The organism is Glutamicibacter sp. 0426 (assembly GCF_001906485.1).
Lineage (GTDB): Bacteria > Actinomycetota > Actinomycetes > Actinomycetales > Micrococcaceae > Glutamicibacter > Glutamicibacter nicotianae.
Map to the genome: position 1 here is coordinate 238189 of NZ_MPBI01000003.1, position 26910 is coordinate 265098.

At 65.2% G+C, this 26910-nt stretch carries 24 protein-coding genes; 12 read left to right on the top strand and 12 right to left on the bottom strand.

The genetic code is table 11. The features are described 5' to 3' along the window. The first annotated feature begins 68 nt into the window (after nt 1–68). Nucleotides 69–1607, top strand: a complete 1539-nt coding sequence (locus BKX98_RS09440) for a PucR family transcriptional regulator (protein WP_073707037.1) — start codon at nt 69–71, stop codon at nt 1605–1607. A gap of 92 nt (nt 1608–1699) precedes the next feature. On the opposite strand, the gene purU is transcribed toward BKX98_RS09440, so the two are convergent. Continuing rightward, a complete protein-coding gene (purU, locus tag BKX98_RS09445; protein WP_038992954.1) occupies nt 1700–2572 on the bottom strand; it encodes a formyltetrahydrofolate deformylase in 873 nt (290 codons plus the stop codon). A gap of 262 nt (nt 2573–2834) precedes the next feature. After that, nucleotides 2835–3044: a hypothetical protein gene (locus tag BKX98_RS17125; protein WP_198934370.1), complete on the bottom strand. Its 210-nt coding sequence runs from the start codon at nt 3042–3044 to the stop codon at nt 2835–2837. Between BKX98_RS17125 and BKX98_RS09450 the strand changes: the two genes are divergently transcribed. Next, nucleotides 3010–3678 (top strand): GntR family transcriptional regulator, encoded by a 669-nt coding sequence (locus BKX98_RS09450; RefSeq protein WP_073707039.1) that lies wholly within the window; start codon nt 3010–3012, stop codon nt 3676–3678. The two genes, BKX98_RS17125 and BKX98_RS09450, sit on opposite strands and share 35 nt — an antisense overlap. Nucleotides 3679–3705: 27 nt before the next feature. On the opposite strand, the gene BKX98_RS09455 is transcribed toward BKX98_RS09450, so the two are convergent. The 3 genes from BKX98_RS09455 to BKX98_RS09465 form a co-directional block, all read right to left on the bottom strand. Further along, nucleotides 3706–5595 carry a BCCT family transporter gene (locus BKX98_RS09455; protein ID WP_083586728.1) on the bottom strand — a complete coding sequence of 630 codons (1890 nt, stop codon included), beginning with the start codon at nt 5593–5595 and terminating at the stop codon, nt 3706–3708. A 201-nt stretch (nt 5596–5796) separates the two neighbouring features. Next, entirely contained in the window at nt 5797–7011 is a 1215-nt protein-coding gene (fdhA, locus tag BKX98_RS09460) for a formaldehyde dehydrogenase, glutathione-independent (RefSeq protein ID WP_073707040.1), read from the bottom strand. Nucleotides 7012–7141: 130 nt separating this feature from the next. After that, nucleotides 7142–8080 carry a LysR family transcriptional regulator gene (locus BKX98_RS09465; protein WP_073707041.1) on the bottom strand — a complete coding sequence of 313 codons (939 nt, stop codon included), beginning with the start codon at nt 8078–8080 and terminating at the stop codon, nt 7142–7144. A 152-nt stretch (nt 8081–8232) separates the two neighbouring features. Between BKX98_RS09465 and BKX98_RS09470 the strand changes: the two genes are divergently transcribed. The 3 genes from BKX98_RS09470 to BKX98_RS09480 are packed head-to-tail and all read left to right on the top strand — an operon-like array spanning nt 8233 to nt 13498. Continuing rightward, nucleotides 8233–9537 (top strand): SRPBCC family protein, encoded by a 1305-nt coding sequence (locus tag BKX98_RS09470; protein ID WP_073707042.1) that lies wholly within the window; start codon nt 8233–8235, stop codon nt 9535–9537. Next, nucleotides 9534–10925, top strand: a complete 1392-nt coding sequence (locus BKX98_RS09475) for a flavin reductase family protein (RefSeq protein ID WP_073707043.1) — start codon at nt 9534–9536, stop codon at nt 10923–10925. Before BKX98_RS09470 ends, BKX98_RS09475 begins: the two co-directional genes overlap by 4 nt. 53 nt (nt 10926–10978) lie before the next feature. Then, a complete protein-coding gene (locus BKX98_RS09480; RefSeq protein ID WP_073707044.1) occupies nt 10979–13498 on the top strand; it encodes an FAD-dependent oxidoreductase in 2520 nt (839 codons plus the stop codon). Nucleotides 13499–13587: 89 nt separating this feature from the next. On the opposite strand, the gene BKX98_RS09485 is transcribed toward BKX98_RS09480, so the two are convergent. Next, nucleotides 13588–14190 carry a MarR family winged helix-turn-helix transcriptional regulator gene (locus BKX98_RS09485; RefSeq protein ID WP_233125330.1) on the bottom strand — a complete coding sequence of 201 codons (603 nt, stop codon included), beginning with the start codon at nt 14188–14190 and terminating at the stop codon, nt 13588–13590. A gap of 97 nt (nt 14191–14287) precedes the next feature. Here BKX98_RS09485 and BKX98_RS09490 point away from each other — a divergent pair, with 97 nt between their 5' ends. Beyond that, nucleotides 14288–14737 carry a hypothetical protein gene (locus BKX98_RS09490; protein ID WP_073707045.1) on the top strand — a complete coding sequence of 150 codons (450 nt, stop codon included), beginning with the start codon at nt 14288–14290 and terminating at the stop codon, nt 14735–14737. A 213-nt stretch (nt 14738–14950) separates the two neighbouring features. Continuing rightward, nucleotides 14951–15316 carry a hypothetical protein gene (locus BKX98_RS09495; RefSeq protein ID WP_143181083.1) on the top strand — a complete coding sequence of 122 codons (366 nt, stop codon included), beginning with the start codon at nt 14951–14953 and terminating at the stop codon, nt 15314–15316. Between the two features lie 299 nt (nt 15317–15615). On the opposite strand, the gene BKX98_RS09500 is transcribed toward BKX98_RS09495, so the two are convergent. The 3 genes from BKX98_RS09500 to BKX98_RS09510 all read right to left on the bottom strand — a co-directional run bounded on the left by BKX98_RS09500 (nt 15616) and on the right by BKX98_RS09510 (nt 18248). Continuing rightward, nucleotides 15616–16503: a bifunctional 5,10-methylenetetrahydrofolate dehydrogenase/5,10-methenyltetrahydrofolate cyclohydrolase gene (locus tag BKX98_RS09500; protein WP_073707047.1), complete on the bottom strand. Its 888-nt coding sequence runs from the start codon at nt 16501–16503 to the stop codon at nt 15616–15618. Beyond that, nucleotides 16500–17201 (bottom strand): cyclodeaminase/cyclohydrolase family protein, encoded by a 702-nt coding sequence (locus BKX98_RS09505; protein WP_158024679.1) that lies wholly within the window; start codon nt 17199–17201, stop codon nt 16500–16502. The genes BKX98_RS09500 and BKX98_RS09505 overlap by 4 nt, the downstream gene beginning before the upstream one ends. A gap of 141 nt (nt 17202–17342) precedes the next feature. Then, nucleotides 17343–18248 (bottom strand): LysR family transcriptional regulator, encoded by a 906-nt coding sequence (locus BKX98_RS09510; RefSeq protein WP_038992944.1) that lies wholly within the window; start codon nt 18246–18248, stop codon nt 17343–17345. Nucleotides 18249–18527: 279 nt separating this feature from the next. Between BKX98_RS09510 and BKX98_RS17255 the strand changes: the two genes are divergently transcribed. From BKX98_RS17255 to BKX98_RS09540, 5 genes are all read left to right on the top strand, one after another. Beyond that, nucleotides 18528–20813, top strand: a complete 2286-nt coding sequence (locus BKX98_RS17255) for a PrpF domain-containing protein (protein WP_255372329.1) — start codon at nt 18528–18530, stop codon at nt 20811–20813. A gap of 11 nt (nt 20814–20824) precedes the next feature. Beyond that, nucleotides 20825–22984: a tripartite tricarboxylate transporter permease gene (locus tag BKX98_RS09525; RefSeq protein WP_073707049.1), complete on the top strand. Its 2160-nt coding sequence runs from the start codon at nt 20825–20827 to the stop codon at nt 22982–22984. 25 nt (nt 22985–23009) lie between these two features. Beyond that, entirely contained in the window at nt 23010–23387 is a 378-nt protein-coding gene (locus BKX98_RS09530; protein WP_038992942.1) for a universal stress protein, read from the top strand. 159 nt (nt 23388–23546) lie between these two features. Further along, on the top strand, nt 23547–23981 hold the full coding sequence (locus BKX98_RS09535; protein ID WP_073707050.1) for a MarR family winged helix-turn-helix transcriptional regulator: 435 nt from the start codon (nt 23547–23549) through the stop codon (nt 23979–23981). Next, on the top strand, nt 23978–25375 hold the full coding sequence (locus BKX98_RS09540) for an MFS transporter (protein WP_038992940.1): 1398 nt from the start codon (nt 23978–23980) through the stop codon (nt 25373–25375). The genes BKX98_RS09535 and BKX98_RS09540 overlap by 4 nt, the downstream gene beginning before the upstream one ends. Before the next feature lie 71 nt (nt 25376–25446). Here the strand turns inward: BKX98_RS09540 and BKX98_RS09545 are convergent, their stop codons facing one another. The 3 genes from BKX98_RS09545 to BKX98_RS09555 all read right to left on the bottom strand — a co-directional run bounded on the left by BKX98_RS09545 (nt 25447) and on the right by BKX98_RS09555 (nt 26796). Continuing rightward, a complete protein-coding gene (locus BKX98_RS09545) occupies nt 25447–25743 on the bottom strand; it encodes an antibiotic biosynthesis monooxygenase (RefSeq protein ID WP_073707051.1) in 297 nt (98 codons plus the stop codon). A gap of 103 nt (nt 25744–25846) precedes the next feature. Continuing rightward, a complete protein-coding gene (locus tag BKX98_RS09550; protein WP_038992938.1) occupies nt 25847–26377 on the bottom strand; it encodes an ASCH domain-containing protein in 531 nt (176 codons plus the stop codon). A gap of 104 nt (nt 26378–26481) precedes the next feature. Beyond that, the gene (locus BKX98_RS09555) at nt 26482–26796 is read right to left on the bottom strand and encodes a hypothetical protein (RefSeq protein WP_073707052.1); all 315 of its coding nucleotides are present in this window, start codon (nt 26794–26796) and stop codon (nt 26482–26484) included. Nucleotides 26797–26910: the final 114 nt, after the last annotated feature.

Sequence of the window (26910 nt, forward strand, 5' to 3'; positions counted from 1 at the left end):
CAACAGTGACACTTGTCGGGAAAACACGCGATGTCCGGACAGACTGTCCGGAGCAGTCGATTGCCACTATGGAACAGCTGCTCCAGCTGCCCGCAGTACTGGCCGGCAATCCGCAGGTCTTTGCCGATCAGTCGTCATTGAACCGTCACATTGGTTGGGTCCACGTGCTGGAGAACTCGGATCCGAGGACCTACCTGCGCGGCCAGGAACTAGTGCTGACCACTGGCATCGGGTGGGGTCCAGAAACCTGCTTCGAGAAGTACGTGGCCGAATTGGTCGAGCTGGAATCCGCCGGCCTGCTGCTAGAGCTCGGCAACCATTGCCCCGCAGTTCCGGCGGCGCTCATCCAGTCCTGCAAGGAGCATTGCTTCCCGCTGGTGGCATTGCACGAACCAGTGGCTTTTGTGGAGATCACCGAGGCACTGCACCAGCTGCTCTTCTCCTCCCAGACCCGGCGCATCGAGGCCGGCGGCGAGGTCACCGCCCATTTCACCGCGCTGATGCAGCTCGGCGCTCCGGCCGAAACCATACTCCGGGACTGCGCCAGGCTGCTGAATGCCACGGTGGTGCTGGAGGATTCAGGCTACAACGTGCTGCGCCATGCCAGCGCCGTTCCGGTGCCCGCGGACTTCTTCGAGCACTGGCAAGACCGTTCCCGCAGCTTGCACGTGACAGGCAATGCTGGACGCCAGGTGATCCCGGTGCAGATCCATGGCAGGCATTTCGGTTCTTTGATCGCCCCGGACACTGCCACTCATCCGGCAGGATCCCTGCATGTACTGACAATGGCGGGCATTGCGCTGGGCACCGAGCTCCTGCGCAAACAGGAACCTGCCTCGTTGGCTTTCGATACGGCCTGCGAACTGCTTGACGACCTGATGCTGCGAAAGGACGCGGACTCGGACCTGCTCGCCGGGAAATTCGAAGCCTCCGGGTTCCCGGTGCGCCACCGGCAGCTGCGTGGTTTCGCGATCCCGCTGGCCTCGTGCGCCGACCTGAGAGCAGCAGCCAGGCAGATCGAGCGCACTATCGGCAAGGATCTGCGTCCGGTGATCGGTGCCCGGAATGCGCCCGCGTCCAAGCTCTTCGGCTTCTTCTCCGCTATCCCCGGCAAACTGCCGCCAGACTGGCCCCAGACCTTGCACCTGGATGAGGTGGCCGGATATTTTGACGGACCGCTCTATCTGGGTGCGGCCGTCAATGACTTCGGCCTGCTGGCAGATTCCATCAGGCAAGCCATCGGCGGATGCGAACTGTCCCTGGCTGCAAACCAGCCGGTTGTGCTGGCCGAGGAGTATCCACTGGCACTGCTTGCCCATGAACTGCGCCATGAACCGGCAATGCAGCGCCTGCCGCAGCAGGTGCTCGCGCCAATCCTGGCCTTGGATCCTGCCCGGCGCACCGAATGCCTGAGGGTCCTGAAGGCCTATTTGGCTTCACCGACCAACCGATCCCAGGCGGCTACCCGTTGCCAGCTCTCCCGGTCGGTGTTCTACCAGCGGCTCGGACTGCTCGAATCCCTGCTGGACATGGATCTGAATGATGCCCAATCCTTGACCGTCCTGTCGCTGGGCCTGGCCGTCTACCAGCAGAACGTGTCAGCTTGAGTCCCCGGCCTGCCGGCCACAAGAAGCCCCCTGGCACAGAAAGCCAGCCACGTCGCGATGGCAACGTGGCTGGCTTCCAGGAATTGCCGCCGCTAGCGCAGCACGACGGTGCGCGAGCCGCTGAGGAAGACACGGTCTTCGCAGTGCCAGCGCACCGCGTCGGACAACGCCTTGCACTCGGTGTCGCGGCCGGCGGCCACCAGATGCTCGGGCTCGAAACTGTGGTCCACTTCCTGGACCCGCTGGGTGATGATCGGGCCCTCGTCCAGCTCGGAATTCACGTAGTGCGCGGTGGCGCCCACGGTCTTCACGCCGCGCTCGAACGCCTGGTGGTAGGGTTTGGCACCCTTGAAGGAGGGCAGGAACGAGTGGTGGATGTTGATGGCCCGTCCGGTGAGCTTGCGGCTGAGGTCATCGGAGAGCACCTGCATGTAGCGGGCGAGGACCACCAGATCCACCTCGAAGCGCTCCACCAGGTCCATCAGCTTGGACTCGGCCTCGGGCTTCGTCTCCGCGGTGACCGGAATATGGAAGAACGGGATCCCGTTCCACTCGACCTGCTGGCGGTGATCGGGGTGGTTGGAGACAACTGCCGCGATCTCCACCGGCAGCTCCCCCATCCGGGCGCGGAACAGCAAGTCGTGAAGGCAGTGGCCGAACTTGGAGACCATCACCACCACGCGCTTCTTCTGGCCCGTCGGGCGCAGCCCCCAGGTAGCCTCGTGCTCTTCGGCAAGCTGGCCGAGGCTCGCTTCGAGCTCCGCGACCTCCGCGGCAATTTCCTTCGACTCGGCGACTTCGAACTCGATGCGCATGAACAGCGTTCCCGAACGCTGGTCATCATGCTGCTTCAGCTCCCGGATATCGCCGTGGTGCTTGAGCAGCAGACCGGTGACCGCATGCACGATGCCCGGGCGCTCGGCGCAGGTGAGGGTCAGGACGTATTTGTTGTTCGGTTCGGTCATCATGCCGCTCCTTGGTTTCGCCGAGATGGCTATAGCTTCGCCATGGCTCGTGTGGTTTTCAGATGAAAGGAATACGGTCGCGCAATGCGCCCGCTTGCCCGCGTTGCCCCGCGGAATCCCGGCCGCCAGGCCAGGGGTTTTCCTGCCGGGTATCCGCGCCTTGCACTGTCCTTCAAAGTGGATGCTGGCATGCCCGCATCCCTCGGACAGTCCCTGATATATCAGTTGCTGATCACAATACTATGTGTGCCCCAGCACAGCGTCAATGACTTTTCCTGCCGTATTTCTGCAGGGTTCCAAACAGGTTTTCAGCTCTGTTGCCGACCGGCGGGGCACGGCGTATTAGGCGCATTTGCGCGGGAAAAGCGCCCAATTCGGAGCCGGGGCGATACTCTTTGTGTGTCGGCAAATGATTTTTGAGCAATGAAGAGAGCGATATGCCAAGGCCCACAGGATTGACCAGCACCGCCACGGAGCAAGGCTCGATGGCCGATCGCGCCTACAACGCACTTCGCGACCGGCTGGTGCTGCTGGAAATCGCGCCGACCCATCCGATCCACGAGCCGCAACTGGCTGAGGAGCTCGGCGTCGGGCGCACCCCGATGCGCGAAGCACTCAAGCGCTTGGAAACCGACCACCTGGTCGTGTCCTATCCGCGTCGCGGCACCTTCGCCACGGCCGTGGATTTCCACGAGCTGAACTACATCTCCGAGATGCGCCAGGTACTCGAGCCGCTGGCCGCCCGCAACGCGGCGGCCAACAAGGACCCGCTGATCCGCGAGGAGCTGGCCGGCTACCTGCAGCAAATCGATGCCTTGGACCCTACGCTGGACCAGCGTTCGCTGCTGCTGCTCGATGTGCACATCCACCGGCTCATCTACAAGGCCGCGGCCAACAAGCACCTGGAGGAAACCCTGGTGCGCCTGGATAACCTGGTGACCCGGATCTGGTGCCTGGTCATCGACCAGATGCCGCCCATCGCCGAGCACATTTCCGAGCACTCTGCCCTGCTGCGCGCCATCCTCGACGGGGACGCTGAGCTGGCCTCGCGGCTGGTCTCGGAGCATGTGGCCCACTTCGAGCAGGCCCTGCGCCGCGCCCCGTAGCCGACGCTCCGGGACGCGGCCGGCACGCTAGCGTCCGGCACCCTCGGGTTCCAGATCCGCATCGGGGTGCTGGCGGGCTTCGCGCACCTCGGCCTGTTGCCCATCGTCCGCCGGCTCATCCGCAGGTGCTTCCGGCTCTTCTGCTTCGGCTTCCGGCGCCGAGGCTGCGACAATGGAGTTCTCCCTGGTCATCAAGCAGAACTGCTCGCCCTCGTGGCGGTCGATGCCGTCATCCACTGCCTGCTCCAGCACCTCCATGGCCACCTTGCCGCGCAGCACCAGCGGGTCGCGGCCCAGGTCCTTCCACAGCGCCACGCAGAGCAGCAGCATCACCAGCACGAATGGCAGCGCCGAGACGATCGTGATGTTCTTCAGCCCGTTCAATGCTTCCGCCGGATGGTCCCCGCCGGCCAGCAGCATCACCGCCGCCACCGCGCCCACCGAAACGCCCCAGAAGACCACCGATTTCTTCGACGGGTCCTCGGCGCCGCGCTCGCTGAGCGCGCCCATCACGATCGATGCCGAGTCCGCCCCGGTAACGAAGAAGATGGCAATCAGCACCACGGTCAGCCCCATCAGCGCAATGGAGAACCATTCGGGGAACGGCAGCGCGCCGAGCAGCTCGAAGAGCACCGAGTCGAAGTCGATGTCAGGTGCCCCGTCCACCATCCTGGCCAGCGCCTGGCCCATGTCCCCGTTGCGCTCGGCCCGCTCCTGCAGGCCGATGGCGCCGCCGCCGAAGATCGCGAACCAGATCAGCGTGACGGTGGAAGGAACCAGCAGCACGCCGGTGACGAACTGGCGGATGCTGCGCCCGCGCGAGATCCGCGCGATGAACAGGCCCACGAACGGGGTCCAGGAAACCCACCATGCCCAGTAGAAGATCGTCCAGGAAGACAGCCAGGCGGCCATGTCGCCGTCGCCGGAGGCAGCGGTCCGCGATGCCATTTCCGGCAGGTCTGCAATGAAGGAACCCACCGCATTGGGGATCACATTCAGGATGAACAGCGTCGGACCGCCAATGAACACCACCAGGGCCAGGATCACCGCAAGCACCATGTTGATATTCGACAGCCACTGGATGCCGCGCTCGATTCCGGACACAGCCGAGGCCACGAACATGGCGGTGAGCACCGCAATGATCAGCACCAGGATCCCCGAACCCACCGAGGGCAGCAGCCCGACGGACTGGATCCCGCCGCCGATCTGCAGCGCACCGAGGCCCAGCGAGCAGGCCGAACCGAAGAGCGTGGCCAGGATGGCAAGGATGTTGATCGTCTTCCCGCCCCAGCCGTGCACCACCTTCTCGCCGAAGATCGAGCTGAACATCGAGGAGAACAGCTGCGGGCGGCCCAGCCGGAAGCTGCTGTAGGCCATGCCCAGCCCGACAATCGCGTACATCGCCCAGGGGAACAGCGTCCAGTGGAACATCGTGGTGCCCATGGCGGTGCCCACCGCGGCCGAGGTCTGCCCGCCCACGGTTTCCGGTGGCGGGGACATGTAGAAGTACAGCGGCTCGCCCACCCCGTAGAAGACCAGCCCGATGCCCATGCCTGTGGCAAACATCATCGAGATCCAGGAGACGGTGCTGAACTGCGGTTTCTCCCCGTCCTTGCCCAGCGGAATGCGTCCGAAGCTCTTGGCCGCGACCACCAGCACGAAGACGGTGAACACCGTCGCGGCGATCACGAAGACCCAGCCGGTATTCGTGATGACCCAGTCCAAGGCCTTTCCTGCCGCGGAGCCCAGTCCGGCGGGCGAGGCGAAGCCCCAGGCGATGAAGGCCAGTGCGAGGACTCCGGCGATGCCGAAGACCCAGTAGTCGGTGCCGGAAGCCAGATACCTTCGAGGGCGACGCCGGCGAGCCGAGTGCAGCTCGCTGACCAGATCGTTCACGGGTTGCTCAGTGCGTTTCATGTGGATTTCCTTCAATCAAGGCAAGAGGAGGCACGCAGGCAACGGCATGCGGGCGCGCCGAATCAGCCGGGGTCCCGGGGTTGCTCGTTAAATGGTGCCGGGGCCGGCGAGATGGCCTGGCTCAAGGCCAAGGCCGGTAGGCCGCCCTGCGGGCCGGGAATGGTTCCCGGCCCGCCGGGTGGGCAGCGGTTGCGCGGCCGGTCAGGCGCTGATCAGGCCGTGCGGGTCGAGCACGAACTTCTGCGCGGCGCCCTCGTCGAAGGCCGCGTAGCCCTGCGGCGCCTGGTCCAATCCGATGGCCGTGGCATTGACGTTCCTGGCAATCGAGGCCTTGTCCGCCAGGATCGCCTGCATCAGCCCGCGGTGGTATTTCATCACCGGGCACTGGCCGGTGACGAAGGTGTGGGACTTGGCGAAGCCCAGGCCGAAGCGCATGGACAGCGAGCCGACCTTCGCCGCCTCGTCCGCGGCGCCCGGATCCCCGGTGACGTAGAGTCCCGGGATGCCCAGGCTGCCGCCAGCACGGGTGATTTCCATCAGCGAATTGAGCACCGTGGCAGGCTGCTCCTTCCCGGCGTCATGCCCGTGGCCGCGGGCCTCGAAGCCCACCGCGTCGATGCCGCAGTCCACCTCGGGCACGCCCAGGATCTGCTCGATCTGCTCGGCCGGATCGCCCTGCGAGACATCCACGGTTTCGCAGCCGAAGCTGCGCGCCTGGGCCAGCCGGTCGGCGTTCAAATCCCCGACGATCACCGTGGCAGCCCCCAGCAGCTGTGCCGAGGTGGCGGCGGCCAGGCCCACCGGCCCGGCACCGGCGACGTACACCGTGGAGCCGACGGTGACCCCGGCGCCGATCGCCCCGTGGTAGCCGGTGGGGAAGATGTCCGAGAGCATGGCCAGATCCAGGATCTTCTCCATGGCCTGGTCGCGGTCAGGGAATTTCAGGGCGTTCCAGTCCGCGTAGGGCACCAGCACGTACTCCGCTTGGCCGCCCACCCAGCCGCCCATGTCCACATAGCCGTAGGCCGAGCCCGGGCGGTCGGGATTCACGTTCAGGCAGATGCCGGTCTGCCCGGTCTTGCAGTTGCGGCAGCGGCCGCAGGAGATGTTGAAGGGCACCGAAACGACATCGCCTACCTTGAGGAACTCCACGTCGCGGCCCACTTCCACCACTTCGCCGGTGATCTCGTGGCCGAGGACCAGGCCCTCCGGGGCGGTGGTTCGGCCGCGGACCATGTGCTGGTCCGAGCCGCAGATGTTGGTGGCGATGGTGCGCAGGATGACCCCGTGGTGCACCTGCCGCCCGACGTTCGCCGGGTGCACCCCGGGACCGTCCTTCAATTCGAATTCGGGGTACGGGGTGTCGATCAATTCGACCTTGCCGGCTCCGGCATAGCTCACTGCCAAGTTGCCCATGGCGCACTTCTCCCTTGAAATATCAGTTGGATACCAAATTGGATGTGCCCAAGTCTGCGCATGGAGCGTGATCCATGTCAATAGCCCGGTTCGAAATCCCTCCCCCTCCGGCAGGCTTTTGCGGCGCCCGCTACCCGTCCAGTTCCTCGGCAGAACGCTGGGAAATGATGCTCTTGGCGGTGCGCTGCAAAATTTCCAGCGATTCCTCGATCAGCGGCGAACCGCGGCTGCCCTTGCGGGTCACCGCGACGATGCGCCGCGAGGGCTTGGCCGCCCCTGAAATCCGCCGGCGCACCACGTTCTCCGCATCGCCCAGGGTCGCCAGGCGCGGCAGCAGCCCCACGCCCAGGCCCGCGCCGATGAACGCGATCATGGTTTCCCACTCCACCGCCTCGTGGGCGATGTGCGGGGTGACCCCCAGCGAGGTGAAGGCCGCGACGAACAGTGCCCGGTAGACCGACTGCCCGGATTCGGAGATCCACGGGTCATCGGCCAGATCCTCCAGGGCCACGGACTTGCGCTGCGCCAGCGGATGCGTGGCGGGCAGCACCACATCCAGCGGGTCATCGAGCAGCACGGTCTGCTCGAAGCGGTCCTTGGCACCGCCGCCGCCCGGGGCCTGGCTGGCCACGATCACCGCAAGGTCGATGCGCTCGGCCAGCAGCAGATCCAGGCAGCGCTGAGGCTGCGCCTCGATCAGCTGGACCTCCACCTCCGGCCGGGTGGAGCGCAGGGTCGCGGCCAGCGGGGCAAGCAGCTGCGCGGCCGCGGTGGAGAATCCGCCGAGGCCGAAATGCGCCTGCAGCTGGCCCGACGCGGACCGCGCCGAGGCGGCCAGCAGCTCCCACTGCGTCACAATCGAGTCGATTCCGGCAACGAGCTGCTGGCCGGCAGAGGTCAGCCGCACCCCTCGCCCCTCCTTGGCGATCAGCTTGATGCCCAGCGAGCGCTGCAGTTCGCGCAGCTGGGCGGAGACGGCAGAGGGCGAATATCCGGTCAGTTCCGCGGTGCGGGCCACGGAGCCCGTGGAGGAGAAAACCCGCAGGGTGGAGAAGCGTGGATCGATCATGCACTAATTGTGCACGGTTTGATCCAATTTCTTGCGCTTTTCTTGCAGGGGGTTTCTTCCTAGTCTCGACTCATGCGGTGACTCGCCGCACAAGTTCACCGAAAATCCACATCCCGAGGACGCCTGGCGCGTCTTGCCCCTAGGAGTACCAGATGACCGCTTCGGCCAGCGCGCCGCACACCACGCGCGGAAAACTTGCTTCATCGATGAGCCACGAGCAGCTCGCCGAGATCACCGAGCTCTTCGCAAACCGGCGCAAGGGCTATTCGCTTGAATCCCCGCTGTACACCGACCGCGCGATCTTCGACGTCGAGATGCAGGCCATCTTCGGAACCCACTGGCTCTTCGCCGCGAGCATCGCCGAAATCCCCGAGCCCGGCGACTACGTGACCCTGGACTACGGCCCGCACTCGCTGATCGTGCTGCGCACCGACGACGGCGGGGTCAACGTGCTGCACAACGTCTGCCGGCACCGCGGCGCCCGCGTGCTGACCGCCGCCTCGGGCAGCACCGGCAACCTGGTCTGCGGCTACCACTCATGGACCTACTCCCCCGAGGGGGACCTGATCCACGCCTCGGCCCCGGGCGAAGGCGACTTCGACAAGAACTGCTTCGCGCTCAAGCGCGCCCACGGACGGATCCACGCCGGGCTCGTCTTCGTGTCCCTGGCCCAGGAGCCGCCGGCGGATTTCGACGAGGTCGCCGAAATCTTCGAGCCCTACCTCGCGCCGCACGACATCTCCCGCACCAAGGTCGCCTACCAGCAGGACATCATCGAAGAAGGCAACTGGAAGCTGGTGATGGAGAACAACCGCGAGTGCTACCACTGCGACGGGCACCCGGAGCTGGCCTGCTCGCTGTTCCCCACCTGGGGCTTGAGCGATGAGACCGTCCCGCCGCATCTGGAAGAGGTCTGGGCGCGCAACCAGAAGGCCCAGGCGGATCTGGAGGAACGCTGCCGCCGCTATGGCTTGCCCTACGAGGTCGTCGAGCAGCTGGACACCCGTGTGGCGGGCATCCGCATTTCCCGCGAGTCGCTGGACGGCGACGGCGAATCCTTCTCGGCCGACGGGCACCGCCTGTCCAAGAAGCTGCTCGGCGAACTGCGCGACTTCCGGCTGGGCCGCTGCTCCATGCACCTGCAGCCCAACAGCTGGTTCCACTTCCAATCCGACCACGTGATCACCTTCGCCGCCTACCCGATCAACGAGCACCAGACCCTGGTGCGCACCACCTGGCTGGTGGCCGATGACGCGGTGGAAGGCGACGACTACGACCTGGAGCAGCTGACCCACACCTGGAAGCAGACCAACCTGCAGGACAAGGCGTTCGTGGAGCTGTGCCAGAAGGGCGCGGCCAGCCCCGCCTACCAGCCAGGCCCGTACATGAAGAGCGAATACCAGGTGGAGGCGTTCATCAACTGGTACACCCAGCGCGTGCTGGAGCACCTGGCATGAGCACTGGCACCACGCAGGCCGGCACCGCCGCCGCGCAGCGCATCCGCGGAATGGAAATGCCGTGGAACCGCGTGCTCAGCTCGCAGGAAGGCCCAGCGAGCGCCGCCCGCGCCCTGGGCCCGTGGCATCCGCAGGAATTCCTCGCCGAATGCGTGCAGACCATCGAGGAGGCCGGCGGGCTGATGACCTTCGTCTTCCGCCGCCTCGACGGCGCCCCGCTGGCGTTCCGCGCCGGGCAATACCTGAACATCGCCTTCCCGGTGCACGGCGAGGGCCAGGAAATGGTGGACCGCAGCTACTCGATCTCCAGTGCTCCGACCGTGCCGTGGACCTTCAGCATCGGGATCAAGCGCGACCCGAAGGGCCTGGTCTCCCGGTGGGCGCATGAGAACCTGCGCCCTGGCATGGTGCTGGACATGCTCGGCCCGGTCGGGGCATTCCATTTGGGGGATTCCGATCGCCGCGCCCGCTACCTGTTCCTTTCCGCCGGCGCCGGGATCACCCCGATCATGTCGATGGTGCGCACCATCCACTCGTTGCCCGGCCAGGCCGATGTGGTGGTGCTCTGCCACGGAACGGTGCCCGGGGACTTCGCCTTCTGGCCCGAGCTGGAATACATCGCACAAGTCGATTCGCGCATCCAGGTCTACTATTCGCTGGGCGACCGCGAGAAGCCGGCGGACTGGGAAGGCTTCTCCGGGAGGCTGACCGCACAGATGATCGAGGCGGTGGCCCCCGATGCCAACGGACGGAAGGTCTTTGCCTGCGGGCCGGAAGGCTACCTGAACTCCGCCACCGAATTGCTGCGGCAGGTTGGCGTGGATGACACCTCGGTATTCATGGAGTTCTTCTCCGGGGACCGCAAGACGCTGCTGGAATACCAGCAGGAGATCTCGCTGGCCGAGGGCATCGCCGAGGAGGTGGCCGAATCGGTGGAAGAGTTCTACGAAAGCCAGCCGCCGGAACTTGCCATCTACGAACCGGACTACGACGAGACCGGCACCATCGAGGCTACCGGCCAGCCGCTGGTCGCCGTCGATTCCGCCGCGCCGCTGGCCCCGGAGCCTGCGCCGGACACCGGTTCCCCGGCCGCCGATGCCAGTTCCTTCCCCACCGTGGGCACCGGCGAGCTGACCATGACCTTCCTGCGCTCCGCGCTCAATGTCCGGATCAGCTCCGAAGAGCGGATCCTGGGCGTCGCGCAGCGGGCAGGGGTGCGCATCGGCGCCAACTGCCAGGAAGGCATGTGCGGCTCCTGCAAGGTCGTCAAGCTCGACGGCGACGTGGAGATGAACCACCAGGGCGGCATCCGCGCCCGTGAAATCGAGGCAGGCAAGTTCCTGCCCTGCTGTTCCACCGCCGTCTCGGATCTGGTCATCGACGCCTAGCCGCCACGCACCCTTCCGCCCCACCACACCACACGCCTTTAAAAGGAGTCCCCATGTCCCGTCTTTCCCCACGGATCATCATCATCGGCGCCGGCATCGTCGGCGCCAACCTCGCCGATGAGCTGGCCGCCCTGGGCCACGCCAATACCCTGGTCATCGAGCAGGGGCCGCTGGGCCTTCCCGGCGGCTCCACCTCGCACGCCCCGGGCCTGGTCTTCTCGTCCAACCCGTCCAAGTCCATGACCGAATTCGCGCAGTACACCATCGAGAAGCTGACCAGCCTGGTCGGTGCCGACGGACGCGGCTGTTTCCTCCCGGTGGGCGGACTGGAAATCGCCACCACCGATGAGCGCTTGGCCGACCTGCACCGCCGCGCCGGATGGAACCGCTCCTATGACGTTCAGGCCGAAGTCATCGACGCGGCCGACTGCTTGGCGAAGTTCCCGATGCTCAACCCTGAGAAGGTCCTGGGCGGGCTGTTCACCCCGGGCGACGGGCTGGCGCTGGCGGCCAAGGGCACCGCGCTGGTGATGGAACGCGCCAAGGCCGCCGGCGTTGAATTCCGCGATCGCACCATCGTCACCGGCATCGAGCAATCCGGAGGGAAGGTCACCGCGGTGCTCTGCGGCGACGAGCGCTTCGAGGCCGATATCGTGGTTTCCTGCGCCGGCTTCTGGGGACCGAAGATCGGCGAGATGGTTGGCACGCCGATTCCGCTGCTGCCTCTGGCCCACCAGTTCGCCTGGAGCACCCCGGTGCCATCGCTGGCCGGCGTCAACGAGCTGCCGGCCGGCGCCAGCCGCCCGATCCTGCGCTACCAGGACCGCGACCTCTACTACCGCGAGTGGGGAGACCGCATCGGCATCGGCTCCTACGCCCACCGCCCGATGCCGGTGGACCTGGACACCCTGCCGGCCTACCGGCCAGAGGACATCACCCATGAGCGCATGCCCTCCTCGCTGGACTTCACCCCTGAGGATTTCGCGGCCGAGTGGGAGGCCAGCCAGGAACTGCTGCCGGATCTGCGCAGCACCGAGATCCAGCGCGGCTTCAACGGCATCTTCTCCTTCACCCCGGACGGCGGCTCGCTGGTGGGACAGTCCCGCGAGGTCGACGGATTCTTCGTGGCCGAAGCCGTGTGGGTCACCCACGCGCCGGGCATCGCCAAGGCCGTGGCCGAGCTGATCGCGACCGGCACCTCCACGACGGACCTGGGCGACTGCGACCTGAACCGATTCGAGGACGTTCAGACGACCAGGGAATACGTCAGCGAGACCTCGCAGCAGAACTTCGTGGAAATCTACGACGTCCGCCACCCGCTGGAACCGCGCACCACGCCGCGCGCCGTGCGCACCTCCCCGTTCTACTCCCGCCAGCAGGAACTGGGAGCGTACTTCCTGGAAGGCACCGGCTGGGAGCGCCCGCACTGGTACGAAGCCAACGCCGCGCTGCTCGAGCAGCTGCCTGCCGAATGGGCCGGACCGGAACGCGATGCCTGGTCCGCCAAGTTCCATTCGCCGATCGCCGCGGTGGAAGCCTGGAAGACCCGCACCGCCGTGGCCATGTTCGACATGACCCCGCTCAAGCGCGTGGAGGTCACCGGCCCCGGGGCCGGCGAACTGCTCCAGGGCTTGACCACCGCCAACATGCTGCGTGCCCCGGGCATGGTCAGCTACACCCTGCTGCTGGATGCCGCTGGCGGCATCACCAGCGACATCACCGTGGCCCGGCTCTCCGACGAGGTCTACCAGGCCGGCATCAACTCGAATGTGGATGTCGCCTACCTGAACCGCGAAGCGAAGAAGTTCAACGCCGCCAACCCGGGCAAGTGGGCAGCGGTGCGCGATATCACCGCCGGCACTTCCTGCATCGGCTTGTGGGGCCCGCTGGCATCCGAGGTCATGGCCAAGGTGTCGGCGGATGACATGAGCAATGAGGGCCTGAAGTACTTCCGCACCAAGCAGATCTCCATCGCCGGCATTCCGGTTACCGCGATGCGCCTGTCCTATGTCGGCGAGTTCGGCTGGGAGCTCTACGCGTCAGCGGATGTCAGCGCCAAGCTCTGGGACGTGCTCTTCGAGGCCGGGCAGGAGCACGGCATCATCGCCGGCGGCCGCGCGGCGTTCAACTCCATGCGCTTGGAGAAGGGCTTCCGCTCCTTCGGCACCGATATGACCAGCGAGCACGAACCCGAGCAGGCCGGCCTGGGCTTTGCGGTCAAGGCCGCCAAGACCGCCGACTTCGTGGGCAAGGCCGCCCTGGCCGAACGTGCCGCGGCGGCCACCAAGCGGCTGCGCTGCCTGACCGTTGATGACGGTGTCTCCGTTGTGCTGGGCAAGGAGCCGGTCTACGTGGACGGCAAGGCCGCCGGCTACGTTACCAGTGCCGCCTACGGCTACACGGTGCGCAAGCCGATCGCCTACGCCTGGCTGCCCACAAGGGTGGAAACCGGGGACGCGGTGGCGATCGAGTACTTCGGCAAGCAGATCGCCGCCACCGTGGCCGATGACCCGCTGTACGATCCGCAGATGGAACGGCTGCGCGGCCTGTCGCTGGCCACCGCAGCCAACTAGCGCCACATTGCTGCCCGCACCGGCCGGGCACCGCTCAATCGAGCGGTGCCCGGCCGTTTGCCATCTGGCGCGCAGCGCTCGCCACGGCCTCAGCGCCCGCTCGCGTCCGTCGCCTGCCGCCCCACGCGCTGCGTCTCCTCGGGCTCGACGCTGCTGATGATGGCCTCCAAGAACTTCGCCACGGCAATCCGCTCCTCTGCCGTCAGGGCGCTCACCGCCTCCAGCATTTTCCCGTGCATGTCCTGCAGCGTTGCCCTGACCTGCGCATCGCTGTATTCCGTCGGAACGATGCCCACCGACCTGCGATCGGAGGGATGCGCTACGCGCGCGGCGTACCCGCCGCGGCATAATCGGTCGATCAACGCCGAGACCGACGCGTGGGAGATTCCCAGTTCGTCAGCGACGTCTCGTTGCCGAGGCACCACTCCCCTTCGATGGGCGCCGAGCAGGAAACGCAAGGCCGACAGGTCGGTTTCATTCATCCCCATGGACCCGCGGGTTTCCGCGCGCATTTTTCGCTCGGCCTGGCCATACCTGCGCAGCAATTCCAACAGGTGAACAGCTTCAGGTGCCGGTTTGCCTTCGCCGTACCAGTAGCCGGTTGGCTTATCCATGCCCATGGATTCCCTTTCGCCGGACGCGGCAGTAGTTCTCGCTGGCTCCATTGGCCCTTCGTCGCTGCTGTGGATCATTTCGTTTGCCTGAATCGCAGAAAAAAAATGTAGCCTGTCTAATAGTTAGCTTGTCTAAATAGATTCTACTACGAAACACCTCAAAGCAGCGGAGCAGATGATGAAAGATCCCTTGGCAGTTCCCGCCGATGCACGTCCGGTTCACCACCCGGCATGGGATAACCGGACAAGGCAGGTCGCCGACCTGGCAACCCGCCAATGCCGCCAGGAGGATGCCATCCACTCGGCAGCCTGCAGCATTTCCGGATCCCCTGGCGAGCTCATCGTGAATCTCGCTTGCACCGCAACGGCCGAAGCGCAGGTCCCGATGATGATGCTCTACGTCAATGACACGCTGCTTCCGCAAATGGAGAAGTCGCTCGGCGTCCAGTTCGAGACACGGAACCTCCAATTCTCCGTTGCCGGCAAGGAAACTCCGGCAGCCCTGCCCGGGCAACCGGATGGCTCCCCGGGCGCCATGAATTGGCTGAAGCAGCCATCTGCCGATCCGGCCGCTGCGGCCGATGCCGGCCCACAGGGCGCCGGCACGGATCTGGCACTGATCTAGCCAGCCTCCGCCAGCCACAGGATCCGCTTCTTGGGGGACGGATCCCTGCGAACTTCATTGTTTTCGTGTCCAACGCAAGAAAGGGAAGTACCTGCAATGGCCGGTAGGATTGCCAGAATTGAAACGGCTCTCAGAGTTGCGGATTTCATCGCGACGCGCGAGGGCAAAGCGCACCTGTCACAGTATGGGTGGGCTCCCGGAATGCCCATCGTGATGACTCGAGCCACGAAATCGGTGAATGACGCGATGGGAATGGTCTCGATCCATTCACGCGCCGCCCTGGTGGCAATGCTCGACCCGGTGACCGGGCAACTGCGGATGCTCCATGTGACCACCCCGCAGGCGGCTCTCAAAAAGGTCGGAGCCACCCCGCCGGGGCGCACCATGGGCGACCTGTTCGAGCAGCTGGCATCGGCGCTGATCATCGAATTGCGCGTCAAGTTCTGGAAGCATACTGCCGTGGCGCACCTGGTCCCGCCGTGCGCCGCCATGATGCATGGACATGATTCCCGGGGCAGTTGCTTCCCACGGGTCAAGCAGCCGCCTGCAACCAGCGTCCAAGCGGTCGCGCTCCCCTGACCGGGCAAGTCTGCTGATCATCTGGCCGCCGCTACCGGAGAAGGGAGCCGCGGCCAGATCGTTCTAGCATGGGCCTTCAACACAGCAAGCACGAGAAAGCCGCCGCATCGTCGACACTCCTATCGATGATGCGGCGGCGGCACCGGTGCATCCAGCCGGCGGCAGATCCCAGTTCTTGTTCCCCGCCGGCATGCACCGTGCCCGTGAATCGCTTCGCCATGGCAATTGCGGTTCCGCCATCCCGGCCCCCGCTGCACGCTGGCTTGCCTGCCGCGGATCCCGGAACGCCGGCCAGCCAGCTACCAGCGTCCGGCCATGTGCGCTCCTTTCGCCGGGTCCAGTTGCAAGCTGGCCTCCGCGGCCTGCGCAGCATGAAGCACCAGCAATGCCGTGGTGACCGTGCCGACTCCGCCGGGGACCGGGCTGAGGGCCCGCACCAGTGGGCGCACCGAGGCCGCATGGACGTCTCCCACCAGCTTGCCTTCGGCATTGACATTGGTTCCGACATCGATCACCACGGAAGTTTCCCCGGCCTCGTTGGCAGTGAGCAGGTTCGCCTTGCCCACGGCCATCACGATCACCGAGGCGGACTTGGTGATTCGTGCCAGATCGGCGGTCTTGGAGTGGCAGATGCTCACCGTGGCATCACGGCGCAGCAACAGCTGGGCCAGCGGCTTGCCCACTACCGCGGAGCGCCCTACCACTGCGACATGCTGCCCGGACAGCGGAATCCGGTAGTGCTCCAGGATCTCGATGACCGAGCGCGCGGTAGCCGGGGCAAATGCCGGCTGCCCAACACTGAGCCGTCCCAGGCTCAACGGGTTCGCCCCGTCGATATCCTTGGCCGGATCGATCAGCGCCACCAGCGCCGCCGCATCCACCGCTGGCGGCAAGGGGGTCTGCAAGATGATGCCGTGCACCGAGGCATCCTCGTTCAATGCGGTGATCGTTTCGGCCAGCTGCTGGTGCGTTGCACCGGCCAGGTCCACCACCTGGCATTCCACCCCCAATTGCGCGGCGGCACGCTCGATGGAGCGCACATACCAGGCGGTGGCCTCGTTGCCGGTGGCCACCACGACCGCGACACGGACGGTGACCCCCGCACCGGCCAGACGCCCCACCAGTTCCGTGGTGCGCTGGCGGATCGCTTCGGCCACCGGCGCTCCGGACAGGTCCCATGCCGTCACGCGGCCACCGCCGTCCGGGCGCTGGCGCTGAGCTCTTCGGCGCGGGCGATTGCCTCGCTGGCCTGGTTGGCCAGCTGCACCAGCCGGTCCCGCTGGGCGATATCGTTGATGGCGCCAATGTTCATTTCCAAGGTGGCCAACGCGGTGGCCAGGGCCGCCCGCGCGGCTTCGGCAGCGGCGGCCACGTCGCTGATAACCGAGCGGTTGCCAATGGGCAGCAGCCGCTGGGCCAGCTTGGTCACCTCAATGGAGGCCTCGACGGTGGTCGCCAGTGGCTCTGCCGCGGCGATGGTGGCGTCTTGGATCGCCGCACTGCGCAGCGACTTCTGCTCTGCGTTGTCCTTGGGCAGCTTGTAGGCCGCGCCCAAGGCGCCGAACAGCCGTTCGTCCTCCTCGGCGGCGCTGAGCCCTTGGCGCATCATCGCCTTGGCCTGCCGGGCAATCTGCTGTGCTTGCTCCCGGACTGCTTCATACCGCGGCCCGGAGGTGAATTCGGCAACCATCGAGACCAGGGCCGCGGCCTGCGCCGCATGCAATCCTGCGGCCGCGCCTCCGCCCGGCGTCGGGGCGCCAGAGGCAAGCCGCTGGAGATAGCTGATGACGGTTTCGTTGGAGATCAATGGGATTTCCCCTCGCTCGGGACGCGTGGCAGTTGATCCCTGCACCGTTCGGCGGGATTCCAGGGCGCGCAGGAGCACGGTCCGGTCCGCAGGAATCCCTTAATATCCGACTGGTATATCAGGTTATCTTGAAGCCTAGAGCACCTCCGGAACTCCGGTCAAGGATTTTTTGCCGCCCGCGCCACCCGGGGATCAGCCAGCCCGGGCACGCGTCTTCGGCTAGTCGATCCAGGTCTTACCCATGTCGACAAGCAGCGTCTGGAAGGCATTTTCCGCAGGGGCGCGGACCCGGTCGCGCCGCTGGGCCAGCAGCACGCTGCGCGAAGCGGCCGCTTCGCCCAGGGAGAGGACCTTGACCCCTGGATGATGGTTCACCACTGCGGACTTCGGGGCCAAGGCGATGCCCAGCCCCACTGAAACCATCGCCTGGGCTTCCTGGTAGTCATTGGCCTGGAAAGAGATCTTCGGGGAAAACCCCGCCGCATTGCAGGTGCGCTCCAGCAGCTCGGCAACCGGGTGCTCGTTGGCGCGCACGATCCATTGCTCATGGGCAGTGGCCGCCACATCCACCTCTTCGAGTTGCGCCAGCGGATGCTCGGCGCCGACCACGAGCACCGTGGGCTCGGTGAACAGGGTAGTCAGCTCGAAATCGTCGCGCTTGAGCCGCATCCATTCATATTCCCACAGCAGGCCCATTGAGATCTCGCCCCTGGCGAGCAGGCCAATGAGTTCGCGCAGACGGGTACTGCGCACATCAAGCTTGATGGACGGGTACATCTTGCGGAAGCGGCTGATGACCAGCGGAATGAACGAGCTGCCCAGCGTGGGGAACGTGCCCAGGCTCAGGCTTCCGCTCTTCAGGCCGGCCAGCTGGTCCAAATCGGCCATGGCCGCGTCCATTTGCTGCAGGATGGCGCGCGCATGGCCCGCCAGGACATGGCCCGCGTCGGTGGGCACCATGCCACGGGCGTGGCGCTGGAGCAACGGCTGCCCCACTTCTTCCTCGAGCTTGCGCAGCTGCTGCGAAACCCCCGACGGGGTATAGAACAGCTCGTCGGCGGCCGCGGTGACCGAACCCCCTTCGACCACGGAGAGCAATATCTGCAATCTCTTGGCATCAAGCACGGTTCCTCCTTGCAGTAGAACTTCACTATATTTCATCAAGCGCACATTTGCTGGATTCTTGCGAAAATTTCAACGAAATGCACGGCTCTACCGCGAATAGATCAGTGGTTCGGCGCGCATTTTCTCCTAGTAACAAAGCTGAATTAAGTATTGCTTCAATTTATTGAACTAAGGGTAACTACTAATTAAGTGTCGACTGTCTCATTATCGATACAGGCATAAGTGCCCGGCGTCACGTCTAACGCAGGCGCTACGTTCTCGATAGATTGGGTCCGTCCAATGAAACACACGGTTAAGGCCACTTGGATGCGCGGGGGTACCAGCAAATGCTGGGTCTTCGAGCGAAGTGCGCTCGAAGTTCCCGGCTTCACCACCGACGAGGTGCTGCTGCGCCTCTTCGGCTCCCCTGACCCGCGCCAAATCGACGGCGTGGGCGGCGGCAGCTCGACGACGAGCAAGGCAGTCATCCTCAGCCCCAGCGAGGAGCCCGGCGTGGATGTCGACTACACCTTCGCCCAAGTGGGCATCGACCAAGCCGTGGTGGATTGGGGCAGCAACTGCGGAAACTGCTCGGCAGTCATCGCTCCCTACGCGCTCAAGCACGGCTGGGTCGACGCCGACGACGGCCAGGCCACGGTGCGTATCCGCAATACCAACACCGGGCAGCTGCTCGTCGAACGCATGAACCTGGACGGCACCCAGTCCGCCGAGTTCATTCCCGGGGTACCCTTCCCCGGCCAAGCAGTGGAGATCGGCTTCCTCGATCCGGCCGGCGGCACCACCGGCCAGCTCTTCCCGGCCGGCGAGCCGCTCAGCACGCTGCAGGTTGCCGGCAACGGCACGCACCCGGGGTTCGAGGCCGAGGCCACGCTGATCGATGCCGGGGCTCCCCTGGTCATCATCACCGCCGCCCAGGCGGGCCTGGATCCCGTGGATTTCGCCGACTGGCAGGCTCAGGCGCTGGCCGAGTCCGAACGGCTGGAGCGGATCCGCCGGGCCGGCGCCGTGGCCATGGGCCTGGCCGTCAGCGCCGAAGCCGCGCAGCGGGCCATCCCGAAACTGGCCATCGCCCAGGCAGCGGATCAAGGCGACGAAGGCGATTTCAGGGTCATGATGCTCTCCATGGGAGCGCCGCACCCGGCCTTGGCCATCACAGGCAGCGTCGCGCTGACCATGGCCGCACGCCAGCCGGGAACGATCATCGCCAATCTGCTCTCCGCGGAACCCGGCGAAGTGCTGCGCATGCAGACTCCTGCGGGGCAGATCCAGACCTGGCAGCGCCAGATCGAGGGCAGGACCGCGGTCGGAACCACCCGAACTGCCCGCGAGCTGGCCGAGGCGCAACTTAGCTTCGACCCGGTCGCCCCGCCCGAAGTGCAGGCCACTGCCATGCTGGCCGGCGAACCAGCGCTCGCCCCTGCGTCCGCGCAGTTGCTCGATGATCCGCCGCCGCACAAGCGCCGCACGGTCTTCGCCTCGGTGGCGGCATTCGCCGCCCTGGGGCTCGGAGCCACCCTGCTCGGCGGCGGTCTGCTCAACCCGCCGGCAACCACCGCCGATGGCGACTATGCTGGCGAGACCCTGGAAATGGTCATCCCGCTGGCCGAGGGCGGCGGCACCGATACCTGGGCCCGCTTCGTCGGCCAGGAACTGGTGCACGACATTCCCGGGCAACCGGGATTCGCCCCGATCAACGAAGCCGGCGGCGAAGGCATTACCGGCAGCAACCGCTTCGCCAGCTCGGCCGCCGATGATGGGACCGAACTGCTGGTGAGCACCGCAACCACCGTGGTCCCGTGGGTGCTGGACCGCGATGTGGTGCGCTATTCCTTCGACAAGCTGGAACCGGTACTGGTCAACGGCACCGGCGGGGTGATCTACGCCCGCACCGATGCCGGCGTGGACGGGGTCAAGGACCTGGTGGACCGCAAGAAGCCGCTGGTCTTCGGCGGCATCACCGCCACCGGCCTGGACCTGACCACGTTGGTCGCCTTCGACCTGCTCGAAGCCGACATCTCGGCGACCTTCGGTTTCGAGGGACGCGGTCCGGTGAACCTGGCCCTGCAGCGTGGCGAGGTGGACATCGACTATTCGACCACCTCCTCCTACCACTCGGCGGTGGAACCTCTGGCCGAGGAAGGCTCCGCCACCGTGCTGATGTCCTTCGGGCAGCTCGACGAGAACGGGGAGGTCGTACGGGATCCGAACTTCCCCGACGCGCCAACCGTCGTCGAGGTATACGAGGAGCTCTACGGCAAGGCGCCGAGCGGGCCGAAGCTGGAGGCATACAAGACCCTGCTGGGCCTGACCTATACCTACCAGAAGGGCCTGTGGGCACCGAAGGACGCACCCGAGGAAGCTGTCGAGCTGCTGCGCGAGTCCGCGCACCAGCTGTCCGAAGACAAGGAATTCAACGACAAGGCCGAGGCTGTTCTCGGCGGCTACCCGATCGTCGCAGACGAGAACCTCTCCCAGCGCGTCAAGGACGCGTACACCGTCACCGAGGAGACCAAGGGCTACGTGACCGCGTTGCTCAAGGACTCCTACGGAATTGAAATCGACTAAGGAGGCAAGCAATGCTGGAATCCGCAATGGCCGCATTGGCTTCGCTGGCCGACCCGAGCATGTTGCTCATGCTGCTCATCGGCGTCATCTCGGGACTGGTCATGGGCCTGATCCCCGGCCTGGGCGGCACCGCCGCCGTGGCCATCCTGCTGCCCATCACCTTCGGCATGGACCCGGCTTCGGCCCTCGCCCTACTGATCGGCGCGCTGGCGGTGGTGCACACCTCGGATACGGTGTCGGCGATCCTGCTCGGCGCCCCGGGCTCCGCCTCGGCCTCGGTGACGATGCTCGATGGCTACGCCATGGCCCGCAAGGGGCAAGCCAAGCGCGCCCTGTCCCTGGCCTTCCTCTCCTCGATGGCCGGCGGGCTGATCGGCGCGGTCGGCCTGACCCTGGCTATCCCGCTGGCCCGCCCGCTGGTCCTGTCCTTCGCCAGCCCGGAGCTGTTCATGCTCACGGTGCTCGGCGTCGCCTTGGCCGCGGTGCTCTCCCGGGGCAACGTGATCAAGGGGCTGACCGCCGGGCTGGCCGGCCTGCTGGTGGGCATGATCGGCACCGCGCCGACCACCGCTGAAGAGCGCTTCACGTTCGGATCGCTGTTCCTCGGCGACGGGCTGTCGCTGGTGGCAGTGGCCCTGGGCGTTTTCGGCCTGGCCGAGATCGCCTCGCGAGCCAGCCAGCGCCGCGGCGACAAGCAGAGCGTAAAGGTCTCCGGCGGCTGGGGCTCGGGCATCCGCGAGTGGCTGGGGCACTGGTCCCAGGTGCTCCGCGGCGGGCTGATTGGCATCTGGGCCGGCGTGCTGCCCGGCGTGGGCGCCACCGCAGGCACCTGGCTGGCCTACGGCCAGGCGGTGGCTACCGCCAAGGACAAGCGCAAGTTCGGCAAGGGCGACCCGCGCGGCATCGTCGGGCCGGAAAGCGCGAACAACTCGGTGGAAGCCGGCGATTTGATCCCCACTTTCCTGTTCGGCATCCCCGGAGGCGTGCCTTCGGCCATGCTGCTGGGCATGCTGCTGACCTACGGCATCCAGCCGGGCCCGAGCATCATCAACGAGCACCTGGACCTGATGTACATGATCATCTGGGCCTTCGCCATCGCCTCGGTGCTTGGTGCCCTGTTCTGCTTCCTGACCGTGCGTCCGCTCTCCTCGCTGACCAAGGTTCCCTTCGCTGTCCTGGCCGCCGGCCTGGTGGTCATCATGCTCCTGGGTTCCTTCCAGGACGGCGGTCAGCTGGGCGACCTGTGGGTCATGGTGCTGCTGGGCGTGGCCGGCTGGGTGCTGAAGTCCACCGGGTTCCCGCGGGCTCCTTTCCTCATCGGCTTCGTGCTGGCGATCCCGATGGAGCGCTACTACTTCCTGACCGACAGCCTGTACGAGGGCTTCGAGTGGATGCTGCGTCCGGGGACCATGGTGTTCATCGCCGTGCTCGTGCTGCCGATCCTCTGGAACGTCTTCAAGTGGGTCCGTTCCCGCCGCAAGCTCGGCGCCGACGACGATCCGAAGTCGGACAGCGCTCCGGATGCCGAAGCGCCGCTGAAGAACTCGGTGTGGTCTCTGGCCGCGGCCGCAGTGCTGCTGCTGGTCTTCGCCGGATCGTTGCTGCTCTCCTCCAGCTACTCCCCGGATGCGAAACTTGTTCCGCAGCTGGTCGGCTGGGTCGGAGTTATCATGTCCGGAATCCTCCTGGCGCTGGAACTGCGCACCCGCAAGACGGCGATGGCCGCGGACCGGCAGGTCAACGTATCGGCCGCAGCCTATCTCACCGCGCCTGCCGAAGCCGTCCCCGTAGCTGCAGGGCATGCACCATCCGGCACTGCCCAGGCAACGGCTGCGATCCAGCAGCCGGACACCGGTCCGGGCACCGGCTACCCGGCGGGAACCAGCGGAACGGGCGGCGGCCGCGGCTCGGCGTGGGGCCCGAAGTGGACCAGCGATGCGTCTTTCGCCTTGCGGACTTTCAGCTGGATGGCTGGGTTCCTCGTGCTCACCTCGCTGGTGGGATACCTGGCAGCCATCTCGGTCTTCGTTCCGGCCTTCCTGCTCATCGTGGCCCGAGCAAAGCTGAAGACCACGATGATCTACACGGTGGTGTTCTTCATCCTGATGCTGGCCCTGCCGTCACTGCTTCCCATCGACCTGCCACAGGGCCTGCTGGCCAACTGGCTCTGATTCCGAGATCCATTAGGAGAACACCATGGCAATCATCGCCTGCTACAGCGACACCCCCGCGGGCCGCTTGGCCATACGGCGCGGGCTGGCCGAGGCCCACAAGGCACAGGACCGGTTGCTGATCGCGAACCTGGACAAGGAGCCGATCACCGAGCAGCATCTGGGCATCGACCTCGATGCCCTGCTGGATCTCGGGGTTCCACTGCAGATCCTGCCGCAGGACGGCCCGGTCCACGACGCTGCCGATTTCGTCCTCCAGGCAGAGCAGGAGCATTCCGCCGCATTGATCGTCCTCGGGCTGCGCAAGCGCTCGCGCGTAGGCAAGCTGCTCATGGGCAGCATCGCCCAACGCATCCTGATCGAGGCCGACTGCCCGGTGCTTGCAGTGAAGGCGAAAGACTAGTCCTTCGCTTCGCCAACAGAATCAACCAACGCAATCCCCGCCCGCATTTTCAACAGATGCAGGCGGGGATTGTGTTTGCGGTCCACCATCCATGGGCGGTGCCCTATCTCACGAATAGTTTCACAAGACGCTTGTACAAGTTAATTGTATTCTGTACCTATGGAATTTGAGCAAGAGTCGTCAGACCTTCCAGGGCAGATGTATGAAGCGTTGTCGCCGCTGCTGAGCCTGATACGCACAGCCCGGTCCATTTCCCCGGGCAAGCTGGGCATTTTGCACACCCTGGCCACCGAAGGCCGGGCAAGTGCCGCCCGGATGCGGCAGGCCATCGGGGTCAGCCAGCAAGCCATCTCGCTGACCACCAAGGAGTTGGAAGGCCTCGGGCTGATTGAGCGGCACCGGGATGAAGCCGACCGGCGCAAGCTCTGGTTCAAGCTCACCGATGCTGGCCGGCAAAAGCTGGAGCATGAAATCCAGCTGGGCCAGAGGGCGTTGATGCAAGCCATCGGCGAGAACCTGAGCGATGAAGAGATTTCCCTGATCCGTGCCGCCTTGCCTGCACTGAAGAAGATCAACACGGCGGTCCGCCCATGAATCGCACCGCAACCGCCCGAAATCCGCTGGTGCCGACGCTGGTCTTTGCCGCGCTCGCCACTGCCATCGTCTCCTCGCTGGGCATGCTGCTGGTCCCCTCGATTTCCCAGCGCTTCGACGTCGACGTTGCGACCGCCCAGTGGATGCTCACCGTGAATCTCCTGGCCGGCGCCGTGGCAACACCCATCATGGGACGACTCAGCGATGGACCGCATAAGAAGCGGCTGCTGCTCGCTTCGCTTGCAACCATGTTCGTCGGCTCGGTCATGGCGGCGGCCGCGCCAACCTTCGGGGTATTTCTTGCCGGACGCGTGCTCCAGGGCCTGTCCTACGGCATTGTCCCTGTCACCATCGCCATTGCCCGGCGCTACGTGCCTCCCGAGCACGCGCAGAACACCATCTCTACCCTGTCGGTGACCGTTGCCTCCGGAATCGGCATCGGCTATCCGCTGACCGGCATCATCGCCGGCATTTTCGACTACTCCTTCGCCTTCTGGTTTGGTGCGGTATTCGTGCTGGCCACCATCTTCGTTGTATGGAAAGTCGTCCCTTCGGGCCCCGATGGCCGCGCAGAGCAGCACCCCTTCGACTTCGCCGGCTCCTGCTTGCTGGCGGTGGGGCTCGGTTCCCTGCTGCTGACCATATCCGAGGGACCCAAGTGGGGTTGGGTCTCTGGGACCACCCTCGCACTGGCCGCTTTTTCAATCATCGTGCTGGCCCTTTGGGTACGGGTGGAAATCCGCCTGGACCACCCTTTGATCAACCTTCGCACACTGAAGCAGGGCGAAGTCCTCCTGGCCAATATCTCGGCCATCGCCCTGGGCGCGGCACTGTATATCGCCATGTCCGTCTCGTCACTGGTAGCCCAAGCGGATACCGCAACAGGATACGGGCTGAGCCTCCCGGTCTTCTGGGCAGGATTTGTGATCTTCCCGCTCTCGGTAGGCAGCTTGGCCGCCAACCGCACGGTTCGGGTATTGGCAAAGCGCGTTGGCATGCAGGTCATGCTTCCCATTGGGGCGATCATCATGGCAGCTGCTGGAACCATGCTCTGGCTGCTCCATGCGGAGCTCTGGGAGATCTTGCTGAGCATGCTGGTCTTCGGCATCGGCATGGGCGCAAGCTACGCGGCGATGCCGGCATTGATTGCCCGCAGCGTGGCGACCCAGGAACTGGGCAGCTCCGTAAGCTTCAACCAGGTGCTGCGTACCGTGGGCTCTTCCTTCGGCACGGCGATTTCCGCGGCAATCATCGCCACCCACCCGGGACTCAACGGCGAGGCCAGTCCCGAAAGCATCAACATGACTTTCCTGCTCGGTGCCCTGCTGTGCATCGGACTCGGCGTGGCACTACTGGCCGATTCCGCACGGCGCCAGGAAAAGTGGAAAAGATAGTCGCCGATCCTGGAGGCAGAAAACGCCCCGATACCGCAATGGCATCGAGACGTTTCTGGATTCGGGAGTGCCTAAAGTTCTACGATCTCGAATTCCAGCAGTTCAGCGCCGGTGGCCACCGGCTTCTTGGCATCGTTGCCGGCATGCGCCGCATCCGCGCGCTGCGCGCGCCAGTTCTCGAAGTCCTCGCGGGTGGCCCACTGGGTGTACACGAAGTACTTGTCTCCACCGTTGACCGGACGCAGCAGCTTGAACCCCTCGAAGCCCGGCGAAGAATCCACCGAATGCTTGCGAGCGGCGAAACGCTTCTCCAGTTCCGGTCCGGCTTTGCCGGGAACCGATAGGGCATTGATGACGACAATCGACATGTTCAACCTTTCGTGACCGGGTTTCGACGATAGGGAAACCCTCTGCTTCCACCCTACGCCTGCGCATTCTTCACCGCAGGCCGGCGTGACGAACTTGGTCCGGCTAGTCGGCATGCTCCATTGGCCAGCAAAGTTCAAAGCGTTCCAGGACCAGCTCTCCCCCGGGTTGGAGCGTGTCTTCAGGTTTCCAATCAACACCAATTGATTTTTGCGTACGGCGCCAGAATTTCTCATGTTCTGCGCGCCAGTATTCCAACGAGAGATCACCTTCGCCCTCAGCTGCGGCAAACTGGGCATCCACCTCGAAGAACGATGCGCGCTCGACGGACAGCACGCGCAAGATTGCTCGCGGCTGACCGTCGCCGTCGCAAACGATGCAGTGGTCTTCAGGCTGCGGGACGCGTTCGTTGTAGTAGGCGTAGTCGCTAGCCAGAGATGAAGTCGCCCGCTTGGTTCCGTGCAGCATTTCGTGTAGCAGCTCATCGGCAAGCGCAGGGTTATCCCCGAACGATTCGGCTACATGATGTGGCGCATCAGCCAGCGGAATCCCCTTGCTCCCCAGATACTCGGACCACATCTTCTGGGCAGCTTCAGCATTGACAGGAGGCAAGTCAGGAACGGAATTTTCTGCCATGCCTAGATCCTAACCGCGGACAGCATCCAGCGTGACGATGAACTGGCCGTCGCCAATCCCGCCGTTGGCTAACCACCGCGTTGCGGCAGGCCGGACCGCTGGCGTCATTTGCCATCTTCGAAACTGCGTTTCAAGGTTTCCGGCCGACGCAGATCCCCGAGGGTTGAGAGCACGTCCAGTCGCGGTGCCCGATGCTGATGCCCCTTGCTGCCGGGGCAAGTGAAACCAGCTGGCGGGGCAACTCCGATACGCTTGGCGTTCTTCAACTGGCGACGCCAGTGGACATAGGTCTTGATGCCGAAGGCCAGCAACACTGCCAAGACCACGAGGCCGAGGACTACCGACGCCTGGACAACCTCGCCCAAGGACAGGTCCTCGACTTCCTGGGTCAGCACCGATGCAACAGTAATCGTGTCCATACCCAATTCCTGTATCTAGAGTTGCGTCTGCTTCATCCCCACGTGGCTGCCAGTCTATGGGCTGCGTTGTTGGAATGGGCCAGGACACGGCAATCGATATGCGTTTGTTACGGA